The sequence below is a fragment of the Streptomyces gilvosporeus genome (assembly GCF_002082195.1).
Lineage (GTDB): Bacteria > Actinomycetota > Actinomycetes > Streptomycetales > Streptomycetaceae > Streptomyces > Streptomyces gilvosporeus.
The window spans coordinates 4,731,221-4,755,420 of sequence record NZ_CP020569.1 but is presented as its reverse complement, the minus strand read 5'-3'; the positions used below and the strand labels follow the sequence as shown (position 1 = coordinate 4,755,420).

Below are 24,200 nucleotides of genomic sequence, written 5' to 3'. Positions count from 1 at the left end.
CGCTTCGAAGTGCCGAAGCGGGGATTATTGCGCGTTCCGTGTTGTGGGGAGTTTAGCGATTGATCCTTTCCTTCCAGGGGCCCAACACCCTGATGTCAGGCTTTCGGTATCGCATGCGGATGCCGCCGTCCGTAGGCGAGAACTCCACTGTATCTATGGAAAGCGCACAAAGTGCATTCCGGTGAAGCCCGGCCAGTTCCTTCCTTGTTTCCGGAATGGTTTCGGCGAATGACCATGAGGTGGAATGAAACTTGAAGATGCCCAGCTCGTGTCTATCGGCGAGTCGGAAGAAGGCAGTGGTACTCGGATGTGGTCCCAAGCCTGACTTGGCTTGGATTCGCTGATCGGTGGGATCTTTCGGGCACCCGCATAGTTCGCCTCTACGGTCAGCCGGAGAGAGGAAGTGAACGCCGTCGCAGTGGTGAATAATCCCGTTGTGGCCCCACTGCTTCTTGTCAGACGCGACGTCGTCAGGGCTCTCTACGATGATCGGAACGCGACGTGTGGTCGTCAGAATCTCCATTCGGCGTCCGTCACCCGCACTCGTCTCTGTGGTAGTGCCGCCGAGGATTATTCCGACGCCCGTTGCAATGTGCCGGTGGGCCGTCGTTACCCGCCATGTCGGCAGAGACTCAGGTCGGCTGTCCACCAAGCGGCCCGAGCGAAAGGCACCCACCACCTGATGTCGCGTCAACACGGAACCTCACTGGTTCGGTGCTCGTGTGCGAGTGCTCGGTTCCGTTCGAGGTCTTCCGCGATGCCAGCCGCGATGAGAGCGGCGCCGGGTGTGTGGCCGGAGCCGACGTAACGCCAGTGCGCGTCCGTGAGCATGTCGAGGACGTCAGCCAGGTCGGCCGCGGCGATGGCGCCTCGGTACTCGGCACGCTCGGCACGCAGGACTGCGTAAGTCGTCGAGTAGACACGGGATTTGGTCAGGATGTGGCCCCGGTAGCCGAGGGTATGGGCCCAGGTCCGCAGCTTGAGCGGTTCCAGTTCCGGGAGACCACCGAACCGCCAGCACGTGCGGATAAGGGTCCGGACGTGAGCCGAGAGCCGGCCCGTGGGGATGTCGTCCGGGCTGGTGATCGGGTGGTCAAGTCCGATGGCGGTGTCGGCCGCCCCCTTGGTGACGTACTTGGCGACATACGCGGCTACGGCGTCATCTGCCAGGCCCTCATGCCCGCCGAAGGCGCGGAGCGGCCGGACGTCGATCTGGGAGCCCCAGCGCAGTTCGTGTTCTCCCAGGGCCCGGCTGTACGGAGTCCCCAGGTGAACGGCCGCGGCAGCCCTACGCACAGCAGCGGCGAGGACTTCAGCCGTCGCCCACTCCGGCGGTGGATCACTTGGCCCATGCGCGCCATCGAGGCGTACCACCGCGTGCACGTGGAGCGCTGCACGTTTTTGGTACTCGGCGACTTTGGCGTAGGAGATGCGGACGGTGCGGCGCAGGCCCGTGCGTGTGCGTCCGGTGCGGGCGGCGAGGTGGTTGTAAAGGTTGTCCGTGAACGCCTTCCACAGCCGCCCGGCGGACGCGTGCCAGAGGATGTGTGCCGCGTAGTCGTAGCAGGCGGGGCACAGCGGTTGCCCGGCGAGCGGGTCAGTGGCGTCGTGCGTGCCCGGACAGCCGAGCGGGCGACCGTGCTCACAACGACCCGCATTGCGACGGGGGCGACACCGCTCGTTGTCTGTAGTGGTGCGGTGTACGGCCCCGAACGAGGGGGCGGTGAGGGTGACGAACAGCCGGGGGCGTTCCCGTACGTCAGCCGGGACATTCTTGCCGCCGGTGAGCCCGGCACGGACGAGGTGGAAGGTGTCGCCCGCGTGGAGCCGGGAGCAGGGGACGCAGACGCTTGCGCGGCGATTGCGGCACCGGACGAGCAGCCGCTCGCCAGGTTCGTGGGCGGTGTCGTAGCGGTGCAGGATCTCGCCTGTACCGGCGTCGCGGGTGGTGGTCGAACCCTTGAGATGGATCGGGTGGGCGCAACCACCGGTAGCGGTGACCTGGGCCAGCCAGCGGGAAAACTGCGGATCTTGGGCCCGCAAGATGACGTCGCGGTCGGTCTCTGAGAGCTGACGAAGGCGCGCCGCGCGGTCGAGTGCGGCGCGCCGGTCAGCCGAGGTGGTCTCGGCGGTGATGGTGGGGACCTCCCGGGGTGGGCCGCCGAAGCGGCACGGATGGTTGCAGCTGGGTGGGATGGGTCCATGGCGATCACTCCTTGTACTCAGTCGGGCGGGTGGTTAGCGGATGGTTCCGGTGCCCCGGCAGCAGCGGCAGCGCCGCCGGTGGCCGGAGGGGGTTTTGCAGTAGCGCTGCCCTTTGCAGACGGGGCAGCGGACGCGGCGCATGGGCATTACTTGGCGTCTCCCTGGTTGTCAGGTGCGGGTGACGACGGAGATGAACCAGCGCACAAGGCCATCCGCGGCGAAGAGCAAGGGCGTCTGTCCCACGTACATGCCGAACAGGCCGATCAGGGTCGCTTCCCACCACTTGCAGTCGCGGGAGCGGACGAGGAGGACGGTGATGACCCCGAAGACCAGGGCCAGCAGCACGGCTGACTTCTCGGTCATACGAGCGTGCCTCCTCCGGGGGTGCCCGCCAGGAACTTCGGGCGGGGCGTCATCCTGGCGAACTCGGCCGCCGCGGCTCGTGCTTCGGCCGGTGTCGTCAGATGGGAGCGACCGCGCATCCAGCCGCCCATATCGCCGGTGGTGACGGCCACTCCTCGTTCCGCCTCACCGATGGACTGCGCGACCGCCACGGCGTCTTTGTTGAGGTCGCCGAGTGCCATCTCGGCGGTACCGGGATCGTTGACCCGGTGGCAGATCCGGCCGCTCAGCTGGGCCCGCAGCGCGGTGACACCCGGCCCAAGGTCCGACCCCACTCGCTGGCCGGCCACCACCAGATGCATGCCGAGGGCCGCCCCGAGCTGGGCCAGTCGCAGAAGGTAGGTCGTGCACTCTTCCGCTTCGGCGCGCTGTTCCTTGCTGCCGTTGGTCAGATACAGCTCGGCCAGCTCATCGACGATCACGACGACAGGGACAGGCCGACCTTTCTCGGGCAGTTCCCAGATCGAGCGCGCCCCCGCGAAGCGGCAGGCCCTCATGCGGTCCTGCATTTCGGTGACCAGCGCGACCAGGACCGTGACCGCCTCACTGCGGCAGGTGGCCAGAGCCGAAAGCCGCATTTCCAGCAAGCCCAGTTCCATGCCGCCCTTGCAGTCGATACCGACCAGGGCGACCGGTTGCGGAGCAAGCTCGGTGACCAGCCGCGCCAGCAACGTGGACTTTCCCGATTGCGTCGCGCCGACGATCAGCCAGTGCGGCACACGCCTGAAGTTCATTCCCCAGGAACGGCCGCTCTCCAGCGTGCCGACGGTCGCCGACAGCAGTGCCGCCGTCCCCGGCGCCGCAGTGTGGTCCGTGTGCTTCAGCGGGTCACGGGCAGTTGCCGTGATCAGCACGACGCCGCGTTCGGGGGATACGACGCGCACCGTATGGACGCGCCAGGCGTGTGCGAAGGCGTCGGACGACGCGAGGAAGGGTGCCGGAGTCTGCCCCGCATGCAGCCGAACGCGCACTTCCAGCCCGTACGGTGTGGCGCGCGGGAAGGAGATGCGCGGGGTGAGTGTGCGCAGCGGCTCGCCCTTGACCTCCAGGTCCCCCAGAACGCGCCTGTTCGGTTTGTGGGAGACCGCCAGGCCGTTGAGGTAGGCGACCCGGCGCCAGGTCAACACGATGCGCAGAGCGGTGAGGGGGTAGCCGACGAGGCGCCAGTGCCACTGCGGCTGCCGCCGTTGCAGCTCGTTGCTGAAGAGCAGCCCCCATATCAGCAGCGCGAGAAAGGCCGTGAACAGGATCGAACCCATCAGGCGCCACCGCCCTTACCGGCCGAACCGGCAGCCGCAGCAGATGCAGTGGGCACGGGGGTGATGGCGGACGCGCGGAAGCTGATTCCGTGCCGGTCACCCATGGCCCACGCGAAGGCTTCCATGCCGGTCACGCGCACTTCGGTGCCTTCCACGACGCCCTTCGGTTCGCCGGAAACGGCGATCTCGATCACCGAGACCCGCCGCCCCTCCTGACGCACCGTTACGCCAACGGTGTAGACGGTGTTTCCGTCCCGGTCCTTCTTGACCTCCTTGGATTCGAAACCCGCGATCTTCGGCTCAGGCCCTACCGCGCACCGCAGTACGCCGAGCCGAGAGGTGTCCACAGGGATGGACTGCATGAGTCTGGGCCTCCTTGGCCACACAGAGATGAGACGTCATGTGACGTCACTCGTACTTACGAGTTGCCATCCACTATGCACACCTTGACCCGCCGGGGCAAGAACTTATGCTTACGAGTGACGTCAGATAACGTCATGACAGCTGACAACAGGTGATGAGGAGACCCCCCATGGGAGAGATCCAGCGATCCGGCCCGCTGTACCAGCAGATTGCCGCCGAGATCCGTAACGGCATCGTCGAAGGCCAGTACAAGCCCGGTGCCCCTCTCCCCTCAGAGGCCGACCTCATCGAGCAGTACGGAGTCAGCCGCCCGACCGTGCGCAAGGCCATCGCCGCACTCCGCGCCGAAGGGCTGATCGAGGTCACCCACGGCAAGCGCAGCTACGTCCGCGCACTCCCCGCCCCGGCGGTGAACATCGAGCGGACCGTCACTCGCAGCGGCAAGACCTTCCGCACCGGCCACCACGCTTGGCAGCAGATCGAGGACCCCACCGTCTACCGGACCACGACCACGGCGACCACAGGCCCGTTGCTCAAACTCGCCGAAGGGGAAGCGCTGTTCGCCGTTGATCGGCTGCTGTCCGACCCGCACACCGACACGCGCGCTCTGCACCGGGTGCTTATCCCGTTCGCCACGGCCGCCGACGAGGCCGGCCAGCTCGGCGAAGCGCCGGACACCGAGCTGGAGGAGATCTACGCCCTTCTCGCCGCGGCCGGGCACAAGCTCACGTGGGACGAGACCGTGAGCGCCCGTATGCCCCTGCCCGACGAACGTGAAGCGCTGCGGGTCCCCGACGCGACCCCGATCCTGCTTGCCTCACGCGTGACCCTCGGAACCGACCGGCGCCCCTTGATCCTCGAAGAACTGCGCACCGGCGCCGACCGCGCCCAACTCGCCTACCACATCGCCGCCGACAGCCCCCGCGCCCTCCACGCCGTCTGAGCCCGCCGTCCGGCGACTGTCGAAACCTGTCTTCACTTACTCAAGGGCGCGCCTGCGGCGCGCCGGGCGGCCAGGCCGCCCCGCCGGGCTGCGGCCTGGCGGCCGGTCCCGGCGGGCGCCCGCCGCCCGCCTACCCGGCCCGCATCGAGTGCCGCCAGCGGACAATCGCCGTACGTAGGCAGCCACCACGCGGGGCGCGCCTCCAACAAGCGAGGCCGTGTGTCAGCTGCGGGCCAGCGGGTGCCCGTGACCCCGGCATCGCGACGACCCCGCAGGAAGGCCCGCATTGATGTGGCGCGCGGGGCGCCGGGCTACCGCCCTCACTCGCTGCCGCTCCCTCGGTTGCTACTGGGCTCGGTGGCCAGGCCCACTGCTCACCCGGCCTTACGCCACCGGGCAGCCGCCACGCGCGCCAACTTGGCCACCTCCCGCGCAGCCGCGGGCGACAGCTCCAGCCGCACCACCCCGGAACCGTCCGTAGTCGCGCTGGCCCGGAGCTTCACTCCCGCCTCACCCACACCAGCCGCCGTCAGTGCGTCGCCCAGCTCGCCCACCGCCTGCGTCGCTTCACGCCAGCCGGTCACGTAGTCCACCCCTCGCACCCACAGCACCGCGTCAGGGTCGAACTGCGCACCCTCGAACTCCGCATCCCCCGACCTGTCCATCGCTTGAAGTCCCTTCGCTGTTCGCTGGCAGAAGACCGATCTCCAAGGCCTACAGGGTCAACGCATGGCGACGGCCCCGGTAGCATCGGCACCGGGGTCCTGAACTGGGACTCCTAGCCGGACCACCCCCGCCCGGCCAAGGTTCGCGGGGTGGTCCGGTCACAGATCTACGAGCCCGGCCGCGAGGCGCTGGGCAGGGTGCTCGTGCTCACTCCCGCACGGTTTTCGGTACGGCGTGGAAGAAGCAGGTATGCAGGGCACGGAACAGCGTGTGCTGAGTACGCCCGGCGTGCTTGAGCGCCCAGTCCTGCGGGCCGGTCGGCTCCTCTGCCACCCCCGAGGTGGCGTCGCACGACACGCACTCCATCTCGTACATCGGTCGACTGTTGGACGTCTCCAGCTTCAACACCCAGTCCGCGAAGCGCCAGATCTTGGTAATCGCCATCACCACCGCCTCCGTCCATCACGAGTCACGGCCAGCTCTTCCCTGGCGTCGAAGCGGAGCGACGGACCCTCCCTGAAGGTCAGCACCACCACAGGACGCCCCGACGCACGTACGTCGGAACGGACACCCTTGACCTCTCGCCACCGGCCAGCGACGCACACCACGTCACCACCGCGCACCTTCAACACCGACGACCGCGCCATCACGCCTCACCTCCGCTGGGGACCGTGATCACGGCCCACACCGATTTCCCGATGCCGACGTCCCTCACTTCCGTGCCCCAGCGAGCAGCCAGCGCGCTGACGACCGTCAGGCCCCGGCCGCCGTAGACGTCGGGCATACGCGGCTGCGGCCAGTTCTGGGCAGCGTCATGCACCTCGATACGAACGCCTTGTGGCTCCCGGAAATACCTCGTCTCGATCTCCCGGCCGCGGGAGACACGAGCGTGGCGCACGGCATTGGTCAGCAGCTCGGACAAGACCAAGAGGGCGTCATCTGAGATCACAGCCAGGCCCCAACCGTCCAGCAGCTTGCGCAACTCAGCACGTGCCAGCGCGACGCAGCGCGGATGCCGAGCCCAGCGGCTCACCACCGGCCGGCTCTCGGCCTGGGTTGTGCCTTTTCGGGCGACTGTCGCCCTACGATTCACCGTCGTTCACCGCCTTCCAGACGCCTACGGGACGTCGAACGGTGAGAAGGTAGGTCCCCGAACGCGAGCGGACCCGGAAGAAAATTCCGGGTCCGCCATTTTTCTTTCGGGTGTCGCGCTACCCGATCGCCCCGAGGGCAACGGCGAGTTGCTGCGCATCCCGTCGCTGCGTGCGCTTGTGCAGCCTTCGCGCCAGGTCCCGCGCGAACTCGTGTGCCCTCATCTGCTCCGGCGCAGTCGTGTAGGCCCGCTTGAGATTATCCACCGCGTCATCGGTCCGGCCCGCTTCGCCGTAGGCCCGAGCTACATCCAGACGCAGCCGGGCCCTCCGCTCCTTGGGAAGCCCTACGGCCCGCACCGTGGGCGCTATGTCGACGGCTCGCTGGTAGTCCTCGAACTCAAGGGCGGTCGCGAGCTGATGGATCCCCACGTTCGCCGGACCGAAGGCAGTCCACATCTCGTTGGAATCAGTGCCCAGACGCTCGGCTGCTTCGTTCGCCTTGCCAATCATGTACGTGGTCAGCTCGCGATTCCTCATCCGGGCCGCAGCAATGGAGCCGTTGAGGAACAGCGTTCCATACAAGGAGAGCGCCACCGGAGAGGACTGCCACCATCCGCGCTCCAGCTCGTCGGCACTGTCCAATGTGCTCTGGACCGCTTCCGCCGCCAGGTTGGCCCCGAGCTGAACGTGAGCGATCCCTCGCCTCAAGGACAAGATGGCACCGGTGTCCTCCGACTCAAGCGCAGCGATCTCACCTTGGTCTGCGGCCGTCCACGCCAAGTTCGTCTCGCCCAGCTTCCTCAGCAGTGCCGCCGCCACATGACAGGCCAGTGCGAACAGCCGGAGCGCGTCACGGCGTTCGTCTCCCGACGTCCACTCGTTCATCGCAGACCGCGCGTCAGCCAGCAAGCGGGGCAGCCGGTCTGCCAGGGCCGCGAACTCACCAGCTTGGTACAACTCCCACGCGGCCCCGACCTCCATCTCCAGGAGCTCCAGCCTCAGCGGTTCCCTGCCAGCGATCAGCGAGCCGGCCAACCGCCGGGACTGCATCAGCGCGGCTCGGATGGCGGGCACGCTGGCCGCAAACCCGTCGCTGTCCTCCAGGAGGACCGGCGTACCTTGCAGGTCCTCAAGATGCACCCGCAGCGCATCGGCCAGGTCCGCCAGCATCTTGACGTTGTTCACCGGGATCCGGCCCGACTCGACTCGGTACACCCAGTCCTCGGACCGCCCCAGCAGCTCACCGAGTTGCCGCTGATGCATGCCCCGGCGCTTGCGGTAGAACCTCACGCGCTTGCCGAACTCAAGATGGTCAGTCATGCCGCGCACGGCCACGCTCCCCTCGCTCTGCCGCACTGAGTGTCACACGATGTGCACAACGAATGACAGGGGCCGAGGCATCTCTCGCCCGCCAAGCACCGGCCGCTAGGGTCGGCGACATGGCCGAGAACGAGCAGGAACAGCGCATGGCGACCCCTCGAATGGCAGCGGGCGCGCTGTTCTTCGACGACCAGAACCAAGTCCTCTTGGTTAAGCCCTCCTACAAGCCGAAGTGGGAGATCCCGGGCGGGTACATCGAGCGCGGGGAATCGCCTATGGCTGCCTGCCGTCGGGAGGTCGAGGAGGAGCTTGGCATCACTCCGGGCATCGGGCCGCTGCTGGTCGTCGACTGGGCCCCGAGCGAGGCCGAGGGCGACAAGGTCCTGTACGTGTTCGATGGTGGGCAGCTTGCCCCGGACGAACTGTTCGAGATCAAGCTCCCGCCCGATGAGCTGCTAGCAGCCAAATTCCACCCTGCAGACGACCTCGATGAGCTGCTGATTCCCCGACTCGCACGCCGCGTGAAGGCAGCGATCACAGCCCGGTCCCAGTCTCACCCTCAGTACCTGGAGCACGGTAATTCCCCAGCAAGCGCCTGATGCTGCTGGAGGCAGTCCACGGGCGCGCCCCGACCCTAGGAAGAGGCGGGGCCCCCGCGAGACCGCCACACGAGACTTCCACGAACAGATCTTGGCCATCAAGCGTCGCAACCATGCCTGAACTGCCCTTTCGAACGGAGCTAAATCAAGCACGGCCGATCCAACCTGCTCCGCGGAATCTGAGCCAATTTGGACCGCTGCAATGGGCGTGCATCTCTACGACGCGCTGGTTGAAGGCCCTGGCCAAGAAGGCCACCACGTGGGAGTGGGGAGATATTTACCTGTGATCTCAACCGGCGTTCCATGCCCCGGCAGCAGCGGGAATTTGCCGATATCGTATACCGGCCTGGCCTGACCGTATAGGTTGAGTAGCTTTTCCGAACGGAAGCGCCGAAGCTCGCTCCACGGAACCTTCTTAGCCACTACGTCAATCGGCTGGTGATCGCCACCATCCCATTCCAACAACGGCTCAGTTCCTTTTCCAAGCCATCGACTATCACACAGTCCATCCGTCGTTCCCCAGATCTCGCTCGTATACTCTGTGGATTTATCAGGCGGAGAGAATTCAAGACGTTCGCCGGGCCCGTCTACGGGGGTGTTATAGAAGGCGCGCTGAGGGAGAGAACTCGACGTCATCTCTGCAAGCGTGGTCTTGTTGAGTGTGACCTTATCATTCGAGCTTCCGTTTGACATTGACCTGTCGAGCTGGATTTGAACCTTCGGATCGCAAGACTGGACGATCCATTCAACCACCGCTCCTGAACTCGTCTGGTAGCCTACTTGCACGAAGATCTTGTTCAATCGATAGATTCGAACCGAAAGGCCCTTAGTTGGCCCCTGTGGGCCCATCTGGTAGGCGCCACTATCTCCCAGATAGGTAGTAAGTCGATTGTCTCCTCCAAGATCTCGTTCAACTGCGTGAATATCGGATCCCAGGCTAAGCTTATGCACCCTTTCGCTATCCGTCTCATGGGAGTGTGGCCTATATACAATCACAAAGGTTGCAAGCGTCGCAAGCAGGCCGAGAGCCCCGATGAATTTACCGATGAGCTTTAGGGTGAAATACGTTCTCGAATAGGTGAACTGCTCCCAGTGGCTAACAGGGCCATCTCCCTTGGCCCTGTTAGTGCCGCCATCCCTGTCTTCTGAATTGTGCGCTGTCATCTGACCCCAACTTTCCTGGGATGAAGCGCTCATGCTATATCCTGAAGGGTGTTTGCACTAGCCACTGAGCGGGTGAATTTCACCAAATTAGCTCGTTGGCGCTGGCGTCCTCTTCGGGTAGTCGCAGGTCATTTTGAGGAATTTCATCTCTGGCGAGTTGCCGGTGATACAGATGATGACTCAAAGCAAGGCGTATTCAGCCTTATATTCGTAGCGGCGAAGGAGTCATGCAACCGCCCAGCCGACCCATGGTTCGTTCGTTCGATTGGCGGCAGTGCGGTCGCTTGGAAGGCTCGATTCCCTGTACATTCAGTCAGCATCACGGAGTCAAGGCGTCGGTCAACCCAATCAAGGCGATCCTTTGAGCAAGCGAGAAAGGGGGTCGCGTATGCAACGAATCGGAACGCTTACTTCGAAAAGCGGGCGTCACCCCATGCCCCGTAAGAATAATTGTTGTAGTACTCACCTGCGGTGAACTCAACCTTGATCTTCAGGCGCGACGCCCCTGCCGCATTGACATGCACCTTTCGCGTTTGGCCGACGGTCAACTCTTGACTGAATACCGAGCGCCCATCTAGGAAAACTTGGAAGGCGAGTCGCCCGCCTGTCGGAGAGTCGTCCCGCTGCCCCACAGTGGCATCAAAATACTTCCAGGTACCGCCAATGTTATATTCGGCATCGTTGGCCGGAATAGAGTTTTTGTCAACTCGCAAAGAAACACTCTGAGGGTAAGTGCGACCATGCAGATCTACCGATCCCTTGTCTACATTGTAGCTCGACGAGACTGGATCGAGATCTGCCAAGAATAGCGACTCCTGTGATGGGGCCGAAGGGGGACTAGGCTCTTGTGACACTTCGCTTGAGTTCGTCTCGATTGGCCTAGTCGGCGAAGGTGAATCGGTAATCGACGTGGCACCCTGCGTGGAGTTACTCGTCGTCGAACCGCATCCCTTCAAGCCGAAAAGTACACAGAGCGCGATAACACATGCAGCAATACCAGCAATTTCTGCTGCGATCGTCAGTCGAGATCTCTCATTGCTCATCCAGGAAGTATCTCCAGTGTGCAATCAGAGGTGCAGTCAGCTCGATGGTGTGTCGCACGTACTCGGGCACGCCTTCCTACTCGTGACCGCCGCACATGAACGCATCCGCCACCCCACCCCGGACAGCCTGATCCCACTGACCTGCAATGAGACCCAGCACCTGTTCACCTGCCTGGCCCCAGCCCGTCCACGACGCACCCCACCAGCTCCGCTGGTCGCAATGGCGACGCTGTCACCAAGCCCGAGTTCGCGACGGCCACTACCGACGACAAACGGCGCAGGTCGCGCGGGCGAGCAATCCGGGCGGTACGACGGCGATGTGGGTGAGAGACCGGCTGGCACAGGGGCAGTTCTGTCGAAGGCCTGGTAGCGGCCGTGAGCCGTAGTCTGAAGTGGTGAGTGAGGACGAGATCACGAGAGCCGTACGACAGTGGCGGGACGCTGCGCCCGAGATGGTGCTGCTGGACGGTTTCCATGCCTTGAAGCACGCTCTCCGCTTCGAAGCCGACGTGCGCGTGGTGATCTCCAGCGACAAAGGCTCTGTCCTGACACTGGCAGACGAGCTGGCCGAAGACCTCACGAACCGGTTCGGCGATCTTGTGACCGAGGTGTCGGCCGAAACCTTCCGGGATCTTGTGCCGAGGGTGCACCCCACGCAAGTGGCCGGTCTGGCTGTTCGACCCGACCTTCAACGAAATCTGGAGCACCTGACGAGGGCCCCGCGGCCGGCTCCGATCGTCGTCCTGGAGAACCCCCGCAACCTGGGGAATGTTGGCGCCGTGGTCCGGCTCGCGGCTGGATTCGGGGCAGCAGGCGTGGTCACTACTGGCGACATGGACCCGTGGCACCCGAACGTGGTGCGCGCAGCAGCGGGCCTTCATTACGCGACCGCTGTGGAAAGTCTCCCGCTCGACGACCTACCTCCGGGGCCGGTATATGCGCTGGACCCGGATGGAGACGACATCAGATCTGTGGCGCTCCCTGACGACGCGCTGCTGGCGTTCGGTTCTGAGCGGCACGGGATCTCGCCGGAACTCCGGAAGCGGGCCACCAAGCTCGTAGCCCTCCCGATGCGGCCCCAGGTGTCCAGCTACAACCTGGCTACGAGTGTCGCCATGGCTCTCTTCCACTGGGGAGGCCCAACTCCGGCGCCGTGAGCAGCCGCGACGACGGGGTGCGCTCCACACCCGTTATGTGACCGATACTTCAACATCGGTTCGGTCGTACGGACCGCGAACGCGTTCCTGGCCCAGGAGATCCACATCGTCGGGCAGCGCCGCTGGAACCGCCGCGGCGCCATGGTCACCGACCGCTACCAGCATGTGCGCCACCACCCGGACACCGCCGACCTCACCGCCTGGGCGGCCGACGAGGAGCTGCCGATCATCGGGATCGACAACCTCCCCGGTGCCGTGCCGCTGGAGACGACCGAGCTGCCGCGTCGCTGTGTGCTGCTCTTCGGCCAGGAGGGGCCGGGGCTGACCGAGGAGGCGCGCCGGCACGCCTCCCTGGTCTGTTCCATCGCGCAGTTCGGCTCGACCCGGTCGATCAACGCGGGCGCCGCGGCCGCCATCGCCATGCACTCCTGGATCGCCCGCCACGCCCGTATCGCTCCCTGAGGGCGCAGGCCCGAGGGCCGTACGCCCTGGAGGGCGCTATACCGGCCGCCTCACCTCCACCGTGCGGAAGCGGTTGGCCACGAACGCGCCGTCGCACAGCGCCGCATTGGCCGCCGGATTGCCGCCCGAGCCGTGGAAGTCGGAGAACGCCGCCGTCTGGTTCACATACACACCCCCGGTGAGGTTGAGCGAGAGCTGGGCGCACTCCTCCAGGCAGGCGTCCTCGACCAGCCGCTCCACCTCGGGGTCGGTGGTGTACGCGCCGACCGTCATCGCGCCCTTGTCCCGTACGGTGCGCCGCAGCAGCTCCACCGCAGCGGCCGCCGAGTCGACCGCCACCGCGAAGGAGACCGGGCCGAAGCACTCCGCCAGATAAACCGCCTCGGTGTCCGGCTTGGCGCCGTCCAGCTTGACGATCACCGGCGTACGGACCGTGGCCCCGGGGAATTCGGGGTTGGCCACCGCACGGGAGGCCAGCGCCACCTCGCCCAGCCCGGAGGCCGCCTCGATACGCTCCTCGACCTGTGGATTGACGATCGCGCCCAGCAGGGCGTTGGCCCGTGCGTCATCGCCCAGCAGCCCGCCGACCGCACCCGAGAGATCGCTGACGACCTCGTCGTAGGTCTTCGGCCCGGCGTCCGTGGTGATGCCGTCGCGCGGGATCAGCAGGTTCTGCGGGGTGGTGCACATCTGGCCGCTGTAGAGGGACAGCGAGAAGGCCAGGTTGGAGAGCATGCCCTTGTAGTCGTCGGTGGAGTCGATGACGACGGTGTTGACGCCGGCCTTCTCGGTGAAGACCTGCGCCTGACGGGCGTGCGTTTCCAGCCAGTCGCCGAAGGCCGTCGAGCCGGTGTAGTCGATGATCCGCACCTCGGGGCGCACCGCCAGCGTCTTGGCCAGGCCCTCCCCGGGCTTGTCGACGGCCAGGCACACCAGGTCGGCGGGGAAGCCGGCCTCGGCGAGCACCTCGCGCGCCACCTGGACGGTCAGCGCCAGCGGCAGCACGGCCCGCGGATGCGGCTTGACCAGCACCGGGTTGCCGGTGGCCAGCGAGGCGAACAGGCCCGGGTAACCGTTCCAGGTGGGGAAGGTGTTGCAGCCGATCACCAGGGCGACGCCGCGCGGGACCGCCGTGAAGGACTTGGTCAGCTCCAGCGGGTCGCGCTTGCCCTGCGGTTTGGACCAGGGCGCCTGCTGCGGGGTGCGGACCTGCTCGGCATAGGCATACGCCACCGCCTCCAGGCCGCGGTCCTGGGCATGCGGCCCGCCCGCCTGGAACGCCATCATGAAGGCCTGTCCGCTGGTGTGCATGACGGCCTGGGCGAACTCATGGGTGCGGGCACTGATCCGCGCGAGGATCTCCAGACACACCGCCGCCCGCACCTCCGGGCCCGCGTCCCGCCAGGAGGGGAGCGCGGCGCGCATGGCCGGGAGCAGGACGTCCACGTCCGGGTGCGGATAGGTGATGCCCAGCTCCGGCCCGTAGGGGGAGACCTCCTCGCCCGTCCAGTCGTCCGTGCCGGGCTGCTCCAGCGCGAACCGCCGACCGCGCAGCGCCTCGAAGGCGGCCAGGCCGTCGGGCGCGGCACTCTCGCCGTACGCCTTGGGGTGCTCGGGGTGCGGGGACCAGTAGGCGCGGGTACGGATCGCCTCGAGCGCCTTGTCGAGGGTGGGGCGGTGCTTGTCGAGCAGCTGCGCCGGAGTCAGATGCGCCGGGGACGGCTGCGCTGCGGTCACTTCGGTGGCCATCGATGACCAACTCCTCGTCGTGCCGGGCCGAGAGCGGATGAGGCGGTGAGACCCAGGCCGGGGCCGGTGAGATACGGCCGGGGACTGGGAGTGGATGTACCAACGGAGTTAGAGTAACCGAACGATCGGTCGGGGCAAGAGGGCTCCGTACACCTGTGGAAAACCCGGGTCGGAGAGGATCAGTCGCCATGACGGCAATCGGGACCGGCAGCACCGTGGCAGTGGTGGGCACCGGCACCATGGGACAGGGAATTGCGCAGGTGGCGCTGGTCGCCGGGCACCGCGTACGGCTCTACGACACGGCTTCGGGCCGTGCCGGGCGGGCCGCCGAGGCCATCGGGCAGCGGCTGGACCGGCTCGTCGAAAAAGGCCGGATCACGTCGGAGGAACGGGATGCCGCCCGCGGCCGCCTCTCCCCCGCCGCCGCCCTCGCCGAAATCGCCGACGCCTCCCTGGTCATCGAGGCGATCCTGGAGCAACTCACCGCCAAACAGCAGCTGTTCGTCGCCCTGGAGGAGGTCGTCGCGGTCGACTGCCTGCTGGCCACCAACACCTCGTCCCTCTCGGTGACTGCCGTCGCGGGCCCGCTGCGCCACCCCGGCCGCCTCGTGGGCCTGCACTTCTTCAACCCCGCCCCGCTGCTCCCCCTGGTCGAGGTCATCAGTGGCTTCGCCACCGACGAGACCGCCGCCACCACCGCGTACGACACCGCTGCCGCCTGGGGCAAGACCCCGGTGCGCTGCACGGACACCCCCGGGTTCATCGTCAACCGGATCGCCCGCCCCTTCTACGCCGAGGCGCTGCGCGCCTACGAGGAGCAGGCCGCCGATCCCGCCACCCTCGATGCCCTCCTGCGCGACGGCAGCGGCTTCAAGATGGGCCCGTTCGAGCTGACCGACCTCATCGGCCAGGACGTGAACGAGGCGGTCACCCACTCCGTATGGCAGTCCTTCTTCCAGGACCCGAAGTTCACGCCCTCTCTGGCGCAGCGGCGCCTCGTGGAGGCCGGGTTGCACGGCCGCAAGTCCGGGCGGGGCTGGTTCGACCACCGCGAGGGGGCGGAGCGTCCGGAGCCGCAGACCGTCCCGCCGTGCCCCGCCCCGGAGGGGGTGGCCCTGTACGGGGAGCTGCCCCGTCCCGCCGCGGTGCTGACCGGGCTGATCGAGGAGGCGGGCATCAAGGTCGTCCGCGAGCCCGCACCGGGGGAGTCCGCCGGATTCCTGCGGCTACCCGGTGGCGCCCGCCTCGCGCTGACCGACGGCACCGCGGCGACGAGCGCGCGGCAGGGCAACTGCATCCGGTTCGACCTGTCGCTGGACTACCGGGCCGCGACCCGGATCGCGCTGGCCGCCCCGCAGCCCGCCTCCGAAGCGGACCTGGCGGAGGCGGCCGGGCTCTTCCAGGCGCTCGGCAAACAGGTCAGCATCATCCAGGACGTGCCGGGGATGCTCGTCGCCCGGACGGTCGCCATGATCGTGGACTTCGCCGTGGACGCGGCGGCTCGCAAGGTGGCGACCCCCGGGGACATCGACACCGCGATGCGGCTGGGCGTCAATTACCCCGGTGGCCCCCTGGAATGGGCCGAGCGGCTGGGCGCCCGGTGGGTGTGGGACCTCCTCGACGCGATGCACCGCCACCATGCCGGTGCCCGCTACGCACCGTCGTGGGCCCTTGGGCGCCGCGCGGGCCTCCAGGAACGGGTGGTCTAATCATGACCATGGCCAAGCGCGACACCTATACGCCCGATTCGCTGCTCGCGGTCGCCGTCGAGGTGTTCATCGAGCGCGGATACGACGGCACGTCCATGGAGCATCTGTCCAAGGCGGCCGGCATCTCCAAGTCCTCGATCTACCACCACGTGCGCAGCAAGGAAGAGCTGCTCCACCGGGCGATAAGCCGTGCCCTGGACGGACTGTTCGGCGTCCTGGGGGAGCCGGGGGCGCTCGAGGGCCGGGCCATCGAACGGCTGGAGTACGTCACCCGGCGCGAGGCCGAGGTGCTGATGGACGAACTGCCCTATGTGACGCTGCTGTTGCGGGTGCGGGGCAATACGGACACCGAGCGCTGGGCCATGGAGCGCCGCCGGGAGTTCGACCACCAGGTCGCCGATCTGCTCAAGCAGGCGGCCGCCGACGGCGATCTGCGCGGCGATGTCGACGTCCGGCTGGCCACCCGGCTGCTCTTCGGAATGATCAACTCGATTGTGGAGTGGTACCGGCCGGGCCGCGGCGGCGCGGCGAGCCGGGACGAGGTGGCCGAGGCCGTGGTGCGGACGGCGTTCGCGGGACTGCGCAACGGCTGAGCGGGGCCGGGGGCCGCCCTCATTCCGCTTCCTGCCCCAGCTCCGTCTCCTCGAAGACCAGCAGCGTGCGGGTGCTGAGCACCTCCGGGATCGACTGGATGCGGGTGAGGACGAGCTCCCGCAGCTCCCGGTTGTCCTTGGTGTGCACGAGCAGCAGGACGTCGAAATCGCCGCTGACCAGCGCGATGTGGGACGCCCCGGGAAGCGCCGTGAGCTGGCTGCGCACGGTCCGCCAGGAGTTCTGCACAATCTTCAGCGTGATATAGGCCGATGCGCCCTGACCTGCGCGTTCTTGGTCTATGAGGGCGCTGAACCCGCGTATGACGCCGTCGTCGATCAGCCGGTTGATCCGGGCGTAGGCGTTGGCGCGCGAGACGTGGACGCGCTCGGCGACGGAGCGTATCGAGGCGCGGCCGTCGCTCTGCAGCATGCGCAGGATCGCGCGGTCGACGGTGTCCAGCGGGCGCGCGGGCGCCGGCGGCGGGGCGGACGCCGGCGAGGGCACGGCGGTCGGCGACGGTGTGGCCGCGGAGCCCGGATTGGCCATCTGTTCGTCCCGCATATGGTCCCGCCTCCCCTTCGTGGACGTCCTGCATTCATCTCAGGCTGTGGAGAACCGTTTGTCCACAGGCTCAGTACGCCTGTAGCCAAAATGCATCGGCGACCGAACAATCGGTAGGGAAGGGCTTACCCGCCCCGACCAGCTCCATCCTGCCCATGAGTCGCCCGCCACCACCCTTACCCAGGCGCCTCGCGCCGCCCCTTCGATCCGAGGAGGTGCTCGTCATGACGGTCCTTGAGCAGCCCGGCAGCAGCAGGCACACGAGCGCGCTGCCCGGCCCGCCGCCCGACTGGCGGCCGCGCGTCGATCCCGCACCTCTCCTGCCCGACGCCGAGCCGTACCGTCTGCTGGGGACGGACGCCGCCCGCGGGCTCGATGCGGGCCTGCTCAAGCGGCTCTACGCGGAGCTGGTGCGCGGCCGCCGCTACAACACCCAGGCCACGGCCCTGACCCGGCAGGGCCGGCTGGCCGTCTATCCGTCCTCCACCGGGCAGGAGGCCTGCCAGGTGGCCGCCGCGCTGGCCCTGGAAGACCGCGACTGGCTCTTCCCCAGCTACCGCGACACCCTCGCCGCCGTCGCCCGAGGGCTGGACCCCGTCCAGGCGCTGACCCTGCTGCGCGGCGACTGGCACACCGGATACGACCCGCACGAACACCGCATCGCCCCCCTGTGCACCCCGCTCGCCACCCAGCTCCCCCATGCCGTGGGCCTGGCGCACGCCGCCCGCCTCAAGGGCGACGACGTGGTGGCGCTGGCCCTGGTGGGCGACGGCGGCACCAGCGAGGGCGACTTCCACGAGGCGCTGAATTTCGCCGCGGTCTGGCAGGCCCCCGTCGTCTTCCTCGTCCAGAACAACGGCTTTGCCATCTCCGTACCGCTCGCCAAGCAGACCGCCGCCCCCTCCCTGGCCCACAAGGCGGTCGGTTACGGTATGCCCGGCCGCCTGGTCGACGGCAATGACACCCCCGCCCTGCACGAGGTCCTCACCGAAGCCGTACGGCGCGCCCGCCGGGGCGGCGGCCCCACCCTGATCGAGGCCGTCACCTACCGCATCGAGGCCCACACCAACGCCGATGACGCCACCCGCTACCGCACCGACGCCGAGGTCGAGACCTGGCGGGCGCACGACCCGATAGCCCTGATGGAGCGCGAGCTGACCGCCCGCGGGCTGCTCACCGACGAGTTCGCCGCCGCCACCCGGGACGGCGCCGAGCGGCTTGCGGCGGATCTGCGCGAGCGCATGAACCAGGACCCGGTGCTCGACCCGATGGACCTGTTCACCCACGTCTACGCCCAGAAGACCAGTCAACTGCGCGACCAGGCCGCCCAGTTGCGCGCCGAGCTCGACGCCGAGCAGCTGCCCGCCCAGGAGGCCAGGCCATGACGACCACCGCCGCGGCGGCCGCCCGCAAGCCCGCCACCATGGCGCAGGCGCTGACCCGAGCCCTGCACGACGCCATGGCCGAGGACCCCTCGGTGCATCTCATGGGCGAGGACGTCGGCACCCTGGGCGGCGTCTTCCGGGTCACCGACGGCCTGGCCAAGGAGTTCGGCGAAGACCGTTGCAGCGACACCCCGCTCGCCGAGGCCGGCATCCTCGGCACGGCCGTCGGCATGGCCATGTACGGCCTGCGCCCGGTCGTGGAGATGCAGTTCGACGCCTTCGCCTACCCGGCGTTCGAGCAGCTGATCAGCCATGTCTCCCGGATGCGCAACCGCACCCGGGGCGCCCTGGCGATGCCGCTGACCATCCGTATCCCCTACGGCGGCGGTATCGGCGGCGTCGAGCACCACAGCGACTCCTCCGAGGCCTACTACCTGGCCACCCCCGGCCTCCAGATCGTCACCCCGGCCACCGTCGCGGACGCCTACGGACTGCTGCGCGCCGCCATCGCCTCCGACGACCCGGTCGTCTTCCTGGAGCCCAAGCGGCTGTACTGGTCCAAGGACGACTGGTCGCCCGACGCCCCCGCCCAGGTCGCGCCGATAGGCCGCGCCGAGATCCGCCGCCGCGGCACGACCGCCACCCTGATCACCTACGGACCGTCGCTGCCCGTCTGCCTGGAGGCCGCCGAGGCAGCCCGCGCCGAAGGCTGGGACCTGGAGGTCCTCGATCTGCGCTCCCTGATGCCGTTCGACGACGAGACGGTGTGCGCCTCGGTACGGCGTACCGGCCGCGCCGTGGTCGTCCACGAGTCGGCCGGATTCGGCGGCCCCGGCGGGGAGATCGCCGCCCGGATCACCGAGCGCTGCTTCCATCACCTGGAGGCGCCGGTGCTGCGGGTGGCCGGATTCGACATCCCGTATCCCCCGCCCATGCTGGAGCGGCACCATCTGCCCGGTGTCGACCGGATCCTGGACACCGTCGCCCGCCTCCAGTGGGAGTCGGACTGGACCGAGGGACGTGGTGAGTGATGGCCGTGGTCCGCGAATTCACCCTCCCCGACCTGGGAGAGGGCCTGACCGAGGCGACGGTCGTGCAGTGGCTGGTCGAGGTCGGCCAGGTGGTGGCCGTCGACCAGCCGGTGGTGGAGGTGGAGACCGCCAAGGCGATGGTCGAGGTGCCGTGCCCGTACGGCGGCGTGGTCACCGCCCGCTTCGGCGAGGAAGGATCCGAGGTCCCGGTGGGCGCACCGCTGGTGACCGTGGCGGTGGGCGCCGTACCGGACGATCTGGCCGGGGGCGGGGCGGCGGATGACGGCGCGGCTCCCGGCGCCCCGGATGCGCAGGAGTCCGCCGGCTCGGGCAATGTGCTGGTCGGCTACGGGACGAGCACGGCCGCGGCACGACGCGGGCGGATACGGCCAGGAGGAGCGGGCCGCGCCGCGGCCGCCCCGGCTCCACTCGAGCCGGCCGTCCCGGGCCCTGCGGCCGGCGACAGCCGTACGGTTCCCGTGATCTCACCGCTGGTGCGCCGGATGGCGCGCGAAAACGGCCTGGACCTGCGGAATGTGACAGGGTCCGGGCGGGACGGGCTGATTCTGCGCTCGGACGTGGAGCGGACGATCCGGGAGCGGGAGACGGCCACCGCGGCGGCCTCCGTGGCGGGTGCGGTGGGGGCCGCGCCCGCCACCGGGGCCGCACCGCAGGCCGAGCGCATCCCGCTGAAGGGGATGCGGGGCGCAGCCGCGGAGAAGTTCAGCCGCAGCCGCCAGGAGATCCCCGACGCCACCTGCTGGGTGGACGCCGACGCCACCGAACTCCTCGCCGCCCGCAGGGCGATGAACGTGCCCGGTGCCCCCAAGGTGTCCCTGCTCGCGCTGCTCGCCAAGATCACCACGGCCGCGCTCGCACGGTTCCCCGAGCTCAACGCCACCGTCGACCCCCAGGCGCGGGAGATCGTCCGGCTGCCCGCCGTCCACCTGGGCTTCGCCGCACAGACCGACCGCGGCCTGGTCGTCCCGGTGGTGCGCGATGCCCATGCCCGTACGGTCGAGGAGCTGTCCGCCGAGATGGCGCGGCTCACCGAGACCGCCCGCGCCGGCCGGCTCTCCCCGGCCGAGCTGACCCACGGCACCTTCACCCTGAACAACTACGGCGTCTTCGGCGTCGACGGCTCCACACCGATCATCAACCACCCCGAGGCCGGCATGCTCGGCGTCGGCCGAATAGCCGCCAAACCCTGGGTCCACGAGGGTGAGTTGGCCGTCCGGCAGGTCGTCCAGCTGTCGTTCACCTTCGATCACCGGGTGTGCGACGGCGCGACGGCGGGCGGTTTCCTGCGCTTCGTCGCCGACTGCGTGGAGCGGCCCGCGCTGCTGCTGCGCACGCGCTGAGCGGGCGCGACGCGAGGGCTCGCAGGTCCGGCCCTGTGACGGTCGCGACACCATTGACGCCTGAGACCCCTGTGTGAACCCCGCGCCCCTGGCGATACTCAAGGGGTGAGCGACCACACCGACTACGACGCCATCGTGCTGGCCGGCGGCGCGGCCCGGCGGCTCGGCGGGGCGGACAAACCCGCCCTGTCGGTCGGCGGCCGCGCCCTGCTGGACCGGGTGCTGGCCGCCTGCGCCGATGCGGCGATCACCGTTGTCGTCGGGCCCCGGCGCCCGGCCGTCCGCCCCGTGGTCCGCGCCCTGGAGGACCCGCCCGGCGGCGGGCCGCTCGCCGCGCTCGCCGCCGGCCTGCGGCATATCACCGCCCCGACGGTCCTCGTCCTCTCCGCCGATCTGCCGTTCCTGACGCCCGCGACCGTACGCGGCCTCCTCGCGGCGGCGACCGGTACGGCCGACGGCGGCGCACCCCGCGACGGGGCCCTGGTCCGGGACGCCGAGGGCCGCGATCAGCCCCTGGTCGCCGCCTACCGCGCCGAGTCGCTGCGCCGCGAACTGGCCCTGCTCCACGCCGAACACGGCACCCTGACCGGACTTCCGCTGCGCGCCCTGCTGTCCGAGCTGACGCTCGAACGGGTCCCGGACGCCACCTTCACGGCATCCTTCGACTGCGACACCTGGGAGGACCTCGGCGCGGCACGCGCCCGCATCAGGGAGCATGGACGTGTGTTGGACGAATGGATCACCGCAGTCAAGGACGAACTGGGCATCGACCTCGATGTCGACACCGCCGCCCTGCTCGATGTCGCCCGCGACGCGGCACACGGGGTGGCGCGCCCGGCCGCACCGCTGACGACCTTTCTGATCGGCTACGCCGCCGGCCAACAGGGCGGCGATGTGACCGCGCTGGTCCACCGGGCCGCCGCGCTGGCCAACCGCTGGGCCGCCGAGGCCGAGGCGAACGGGGACGGCGGTGCCCCGGGCGGCGAGACGAAGCCCGCCGAATGACCGAGGGGGAGCTCGACGCCGCACTGGACGCCGCGCTGGCACTGGCCAACGGAGCGCTTCCAGCGACGCCCCGCCGCGCCACCGAGCAGGGGGCGTATGGGGCGGGGCGGGCGTACGGTGTGGATGGTCCGCACGGCGTGGACGATTCGTACGGTGTGGACGGTCCCTGTGGTGCGGACGATCCGCGCGGAGTGGATGATCCGTACGGGGCGAAGCGCTCGCACGACGCAAAGGGCCCCTATGACGCAAAGGGCCCGTACGACGCGAGCCGCGCGGCCCCGGTCCGGGCGCTGGGCACGGACCCCGCCCCGTGGGAAGACACCGGTGCGGAGCAGGCCCCCGGTACGGGTGACACCCGCGCCACCTCCGCCACGGGCGACACCTCCGGCGCCCCGGACCCCACCCCCGCCTCGCACGCCCCCACCCCCTGGCACGACGCCCGCGACATCGCCCGCCGTGCCGTGCCCGGCCCCCTTCCGCATGCAACGGCGCCGCTGGGCGCATCCCTCGGCCGTACCCTCGCCGCGCCGCTCACCGCCCTCACCGACCTGCCGTCCTTCGACACCTCGGCCATGGACGGCTGGGCGGTCTCCGGCCCCGGCCCCTGGCGTCTGGACCGCCCCGGCGACGCTGGCATCCTCGCCGGCCACGTCCCCACCGCCCCGCTCCCCGACGGCCATGCGATCCCCATCGCCACCGGCGCGCGGATCCCCTCCGGCGCCACGGCCGTGCTGCGCCGCGAGCACGGCGAGGTCCGGGAGATGCGCGACGGCCGGCCTCGGCTCCACGCCCAGCAGCCCGCGCCGCCCGGCCAGGACATCCGGCCACGCGGCCAGGAGTGCCGCGGCGGCGACCAACTGCTGGCGGCCGGTGCCCTGGTGACACCGGTGGTCCTCGGCCTGGCCGCGGCCGCCGGGTACGACGAGCTGACGACGTATCCCCGCCCGCAAGTCGACGTCTTCGTCCTCGGCGATGAACTGCTGCGCCACGGCCTGCCGCACGAGGGCCGGATCCGCGATGCGCTGGGCCCGATGCTCGGCCCCTGGCTGCATGCGCTGGGCGCCGAGGCGGCCGCGCCCCGCCATCTCGCCGACGACCCCGACACGCTCTACGAGGCGATCGCCGGCTCCCGGGCCGATGTCGTCCTCACCACCGGCGGCACCGCGGCGGGCCCGGTCGACCATGTGCACCCCACCCTGCGCCGCCTGGGCTCCGAGGTGCTGGTCGACGGGGTGGAGGTCCGCCCTGGGCACCCGATGCTGCTCGCCCGGATCACCCCGCACCGCCATCTCGTCGGTCTCCCCGGCAACCCCCTCGCCGCCGTCTCCGGACTGCTCACCCTCGCCGAACCGCTGCTGCGGACCTTGTCCGGCCGCCGCGCCCCGGCTCCGTACCGCATCCCGCTGTGGTCCTCGGTCCACGGGCATCCGCGCGATACCCGGCTCGTCCCGGTGACCTGCCGCGACGACGACCGCTACGGGCTGATGGCCGAACCGCTGCACTTCCACGGCCCGGCCATGCTGCGCGGGATCGCCGCGGCCGACGCGCTGGCCGTCATCCCGCCCGGCGGCGGCGACCGGGGCACCGAGATCGAACTCCTCGAACTCCCCTGGCCGGCGGACTGGACCCACCCGGGCCCCGCACCCGCGCACGGCCCCGGCAGGGGCACGGAGTGAGGGGCTGAACCCGACACCCTTCGGTGGATGATCCGCACTCCTTTCTGACTCGGCAGGTGGAGCAGGTTCCTTAACCGGATAGAAGCCGTCAGCGGACGAAGGAAGTAATCGTTTCGCTATTACTCACAAGAGGGCCCCAGGCGTACCGGCGCACAGGCGGGTTGGTCGTTGCCTGAAACACCAACGGCATTACCGCAAGGAGTAGTTGATGCGGTCCTCGCCACCCCCGCCAGGCGTTGTCCGAACCGCTCGCCGATCAGGTTCGTACCGGCCCTACCACGGCTGACGCCATGAGTTGATCTGTGCGGCGAGCGCAGATCAATTCATTGCGAGGTGCTGGAGAAAATCGACTCTCGAAATTCGGATTGTTCCTGCACGTTCTTACGAATTCCCGTTGCCTCGTCGAAGCCCTGACGCAAGTGCTCTGCTCGTGACCGCTATCCCCGTAGGGT

The 24,200-nt window shown here is 68.6% G+C and carries 23 protein-coding genes and 2 pseudogenes; 12 read left to right on the top strand and 13 right to left on the bottom strand.

The features are described from left to right. Nucleotides 1-52: 52 nt before the first annotated feature. From B1H19_RS40830 to B1H19_RS21130, 5 genes are all read right to left on the bottom strand, one after another. The gene (locus B1H19_RS40830; RefSeq protein WP_418361517.1) at nt 53-676 is read right to left on the bottom strand and encodes a recombination directionality factor; all 624 of its coding nucleotides are present in this window, start codon (nt 674-676) and stop codon (nt 53-55) included. A 14-nt stretch (nt 677-690) separates the two neighbouring features. Then, on the bottom strand, nt 691-2,043 hold the full coding sequence (locus B1H19_RS21145) for a replication initiator (RefSeq protein ID WP_269467066.1): 1,353 nt from the start codon (nt 2,041-2,043) through the stop codon (nt 691-693). A 330-nt stretch (nt 2,044-2,373) separates the two neighbouring features. After that, a complete protein-coding gene (locus B1H19_RS21140; RefSeq protein WP_083106258.1) occupies nt 2,374-2,568 on the bottom strand; it encodes a hypothetical protein in 195 nt (64 codons plus the stop codon). Then, a complete protein-coding gene (locus B1H19_RS21135; protein ID WP_083106255.1) occupies nt 2,565-3,866 on the bottom strand; it encodes an FtsK/SpoIIIE domain-containing protein in 1,302 nt (433 codons plus the stop codon). Before B1H19_RS21135 ends, B1H19_RS21140 begins: the two co-directional genes overlap by 4 nt. Further along, a complete protein-coding gene (locus B1H19_RS21130) occupies nt 3,866-4,228 on the bottom strand; it encodes an SCO3933 family regulatory protein (protein ID WP_083106253.1) in 363 nt (120 codons plus the stop codon). Before B1H19_RS21130 ends, B1H19_RS21135 begins: the two co-directional genes overlap by 1 nt. 170 nt (nt 4,229-4,398) lie before the next feature. On the opposite strand from B1H19_RS21130, the gene B1H19_RS21125 reads away from it, so the two are divergent. Further along, a complete protein-coding gene (locus B1H19_RS21125) occupies nt 4,399-5,172 on the top strand; it encodes a GntR family transcriptional regulator (protein WP_083106251.1) in 774 nt (257 codons plus the stop codon). Nucleotides 5,173-5,546: 374 nt separating this feature from the next. Here the strand turns inward: B1H19_RS21125 and B1H19_RS21120 are convergent, their stop codons facing one another. The 4 genes from B1H19_RS21120 to B1H19_RS21105 all read right to left on the bottom strand — a co-directional run bounded on the left by B1H19_RS21120 (nt 5,547) and on the right by B1H19_RS21105 (nt 8,252). Next, on the bottom strand, nt 5,547-5,837 hold the full coding sequence (locus B1H19_RS21120) for a hypothetical protein (protein WP_083106248.1): 291 nt from the start codon (nt 5,835-5,837) through the stop codon (nt 5,547-5,549). 208 nt (nt 5,838-6,045) lie between these two features. Beyond that, the gene (locus tag B1H19_RS21115) at nt 6,046-6,282 is read right to left on the bottom strand and encodes a DUF7848 domain-containing protein (RefSeq protein WP_159028106.1); all 237 of its coding nucleotides are present in this window, start codon (nt 6,280-6,282) and stop codon (nt 6,046-6,048) included. A gap of 202 nt (nt 6,283-6,484) precedes the next feature. Beyond that, the gene (locus B1H19_RS21110) at nt 6,485-6,871 is read right to left on the bottom strand and encodes an ATP-binding protein (RefSeq protein WP_083109777.1); all 387 of its coding nucleotides are present in this window, start codon (nt 6,869-6,871) and stop codon (nt 6,485-6,487) included. A gap of 178 nt (nt 6,872-7,049) precedes the next feature. Beyond that, the gene (locus B1H19_RS21105) at nt 7,050-8,252 is read right to left on the bottom strand and encodes a helix-turn-helix domain-containing protein (protein ID WP_203237353.1); all 1,203 of its coding nucleotides are present in this window, start codon (nt 8,250-8,252) and stop codon (nt 7,050-7,052) included. A gap of 119 nt (nt 8,253-8,371) precedes the next feature. On the opposite strand from B1H19_RS21105, the gene B1H19_RS21100 reads away from it, so the two are divergent. Continuing rightward, nucleotides 8,372-8,851 carry an NUDIX domain-containing protein gene (locus tag B1H19_RS21100; RefSeq protein ID WP_083109776.1) on the top strand — a complete coding sequence of 160 codons (480 nt, stop codon included), beginning with the start codon at nt 8,372-8,374 and terminating at the stop codon, nt 8,849-8,851. Nucleotides 8,852-9,067: 216 nt separating this feature from the next. Here B1H19_RS21100 and B1H19_RS38765 read toward each other — a convergent pair whose 3' ends face one another. Next, nucleotides 9,068-10,048: a hypothetical protein gene (locus B1H19_RS38765; RefSeq protein WP_159028105.1), complete on the bottom strand. Its 981-nt coding sequence runs from the start codon at nt 10,046-10,048 to the stop codon at nt 9,068-9,070. 374 nt (nt 10,049-10,422) lie between these two features. After that, nucleotides 10,423-10,818 (bottom strand): NPCBM/NEW2 domain-containing protein, encoded by a 396-nt coding sequence (locus tag B1H19_RS38760; RefSeq protein ID WP_159028104.1) that lies wholly within the window; start codon nt 10,816-10,818, stop codon nt 10,423-10,425. Between the two features lie 298 nt (nt 10,819-11,116). Here B1H19_RS38760 and B1H19_RS40985 point away from each other — a divergent pair. The 3 genes and pseudogenes from B1H19_RS40985 to B1H19_RS21085 all read left to right on the top strand — a co-directional run. Beyond that, nucleotides 11,117-11,339 (top strand): annotated as a pseudogene (locus B1H19_RS40985) (IS701 family transposase); the annotation flags it as partial. Between the two features lie 114 nt (nt 11,340-11,453). Next, on the top strand, nt 11,454-12,215 hold the full coding sequence (locus B1H19_RS21090; protein WP_203237193.1) for a TrmH family RNA methyltransferase: 762 nt from the start codon (nt 11,454-11,456) through the stop codon (nt 12,213-12,215). 48 nt (nt 12,216-12,263) lie between these two features. Beyond that, nucleotides 12,264-12,677, top strand: a pseudogene (locus tag B1H19_RS21085) (TrmH family RNA methyltransferase); the annotation flags it as partial. A 36-nt stretch (nt 12,678-12,713) separates the two neighbouring features. Here B1H19_RS21085 and paaN read toward each other — a convergent pair. Next, nucleotides 12,714-14,426 (bottom strand): phenylacetic acid degradation protein PaaN, encoded by a 1,713-nt coding sequence (paaN, locus tag B1H19_RS21080; protein WP_083106238.1) that lies wholly within the window; start codon nt 14,424-14,426, stop codon nt 12,714-12,716. 188 nt (nt 14,427-14,614) lie between these two features. Between paaN and B1H19_RS21075 the strand changes: the two genes are divergently transcribed. Both B1H19_RS21075 and B1H19_RS21070 read left to right on the top strand, forming a co-directional pair. Next, a complete protein-coding gene (locus B1H19_RS21075; RefSeq protein ID WP_083106235.1) occupies nt 14,615-16,135 on the top strand; it encodes a 3-hydroxyacyl-CoA dehydrogenase in 1,521 nt (506 codons plus the stop codon). 2 nt (nt 16,136-16,137) lie between these two features. Then, nucleotides 16,138-16,728: a TetR/AcrR family transcriptional regulator gene (locus tag B1H19_RS21070; RefSeq protein WP_083106232.1), complete on the top strand. Its 591-nt coding sequence runs from the start codon at nt 16,138-16,140 to the stop codon at nt 16,726-16,728. A 19-nt stretch (nt 16,729-16,747) separates the two neighbouring features. Here B1H19_RS21070 and B1H19_RS21065 read toward each other — a convergent pair whose 3' ends face one another. Beyond that, a complete protein-coding gene (locus tag B1H19_RS21065; RefSeq protein WP_083106229.1) occupies nt 16,748-17,290 on the bottom strand; it encodes an Lrp/AsnC family transcriptional regulator in 543 nt (180 codons plus the stop codon). Nucleotides 17,291-17,514: 224 nt separating this feature from the next. On the opposite strand from B1H19_RS21065, the gene pdhA reads away from it, so the two are divergent. The 5 genes from pdhA (at nt 17,515) to B1H19_RS21040 (ending at nt 23,748) form a co-directional block, all read left to right on the top strand. Next, nucleotides 17,515-18,675, top strand: coding sequence for a pyruvate dehydrogenase (acetyl-transferring) E1 component subunit alpha (pdhA, locus tag B1H19_RS21060; RefSeq protein WP_083106226.1), 1,161 nt, complete (start codon nt 17,515-17,517; stop codon nt 18,673-18,675). Then, nucleotides 18,672-19,706 carry an alpha-ketoacid dehydrogenase subunit beta gene (locus tag B1H19_RS21055; RefSeq protein WP_083106223.1) on the top strand — a complete coding sequence of 345 codons (1,035 nt, stop codon included), beginning with the start codon at nt 18,672-18,674 and terminating at the stop codon, nt 19,704-19,706. Before pdhA ends, B1H19_RS21055 begins: the two co-directional genes overlap by 4 nt. Next, nucleotides 19,706-21,067, top strand: a complete 1,362-nt coding sequence (locus B1H19_RS21050) for a dihydrolipoamide acetyltransferase family protein (protein ID WP_083106220.1) — start codon at nt 19,706-19,708, stop codon at nt 21,065-21,067. The genes B1H19_RS21055 and B1H19_RS21050 overlap by 1 nt, the downstream gene beginning before the upstream one ends. A gap of 105 nt (nt 21,068-21,172) precedes the next feature. Then, on the top strand, nt 21,173-22,072 hold the full coding sequence (locus B1H19_RS21045) for an NTP transferase domain-containing protein (protein ID WP_083106217.1): 900 nt from the start codon (nt 21,173-21,175) through the stop codon (nt 22,070-22,072). Continuing rightward, nucleotides 22,069-23,748, top strand: a complete 1,680-nt coding sequence (locus B1H19_RS21040; RefSeq protein WP_237289439.1) for a molybdopterin molybdotransferase MoeA — start codon at nt 22,069-22,071, stop codon at nt 23,746-23,748. The genes B1H19_RS21045 and B1H19_RS21040 overlap by 4 nt, the downstream gene beginning before the upstream one ends. The last annotated feature ends 452 nt before the right edge of the window (nt 23,749-24,200 follow it).

Bases quoted from the DNA above. Each gene is read 5' to 3' on its own strand.
- B1H19_RS21120 (WP_083106248.1), bottom strand. From the start codon at position 5,837: ATGGACAGGTCGGGGGATGCGGAGTTCGAGGGTGCGCAGTTCGACCCT.
- B1H19_RS21040 (WP_237289439.1), top strand. From the start codon at position 22,069: ATGACCGAGGGGGAGCTCGACGCCGCACTGGACGCCGCGCTGGCACTG.
- B1H19_RS21140 (WP_083106258.1), bottom strand. From the start codon at position 2,568: ATGACCGAGAAGTCAGCCGTGCTGCTGGCCCTGGTCTTCGGGGTCATC.
- paaN (WP_083106238.1), bottom strand. From the start codon at position 14,426: ATGGCCACCGAAGTGACCGCAGCGCAGCCGTCCCCGGCGCATCTGACT.
- B1H19_RS21055 (WP_083106223.1), top strand. From the start codon at position 18,672: ATGACGACCACCGCCGCGGCGGCCGCCCGCAAGCCCGCCACCATGGCG.
- B1H19_RS21100 (WP_083109776.1), top strand. From the start codon at position 8,372: ATGGCCGAGAACGAGCAGGAACAGCGCATGGCGACCCCTCGAATGGCA.
- B1H19_RS21115 (WP_159028106.1), bottom strand. From the start codon at position 6,282: ATGGCGATTACCAAGATCTGGCGCTTCGCGGACTGGGTGTTGAAGCTG.
- pdhA (WP_083106226.1), top strand. From the start codon at position 17,515: ATGACGGTCCTTGAGCAGCCCGGCAGCAGCAGGCACACGAGCGCGCTG.
- B1H19_RS21075 (WP_083106235.1), top strand. From the start codon at position 14,615: ATGACGGCAATCGGGACCGGCAGCACCGTGGCAGTGGTGGGCACCGGC.
- B1H19_RS21125 (WP_083106251.1), top strand. From the start codon at position 4,399: ATGGGAGAGATCCAGCGATCCGGCCCGCTGTACCAGCAGATTGCCGCC.
- B1H19_RS21135 (WP_083106255.1), bottom strand. From the start codon at position 3,866: ATGGGTTCGATCCTGTTCACGGCCTTTCTCGCGCTGCTGATATGGGGG.
- B1H19_RS21105 (WP_203237353.1), bottom strand. From the start codon at position 8,252: ATGACTGACCATCTTGAGTTCGGCAAGCGCGTGAGGTTCTACCGCAAG.
- B1H19_RS21050 (WP_083106220.1), top strand. From the start codon at position 19,706: ATGGCCGTGGTCCGCGAATTCACCCTCCCCGACCTGGGAGAGGGCCTG.
- B1H19_RS21065 (WP_083106229.1), bottom strand. From the start codon at position 17,290: ATGCGGGACGAACAGATGGCCAATCCGGGCTCCGCGGCCACACCGTCG.
- B1H19_RS21070 (WP_083106232.1), top strand. From the start codon at position 16,138: ATGACCATGGCCAAGCGCGACACCTATACGCCCGATTCGCTGCTCGCG.
- B1H19_RS21130 (WP_083106253.1), bottom strand. From the start codon at position 4,228: ATGCAGTCCATCCCTGTGGACACCTCTCGGCTCGGCGTACTGCGGTGC.
- B1H19_RS38765 (WP_159028105.1), bottom strand. From the start codon at position 10,048: ATGAGCGCTTCATCCCAGGAAAGTTGGGGTCAGATGACAGCGCACAAT.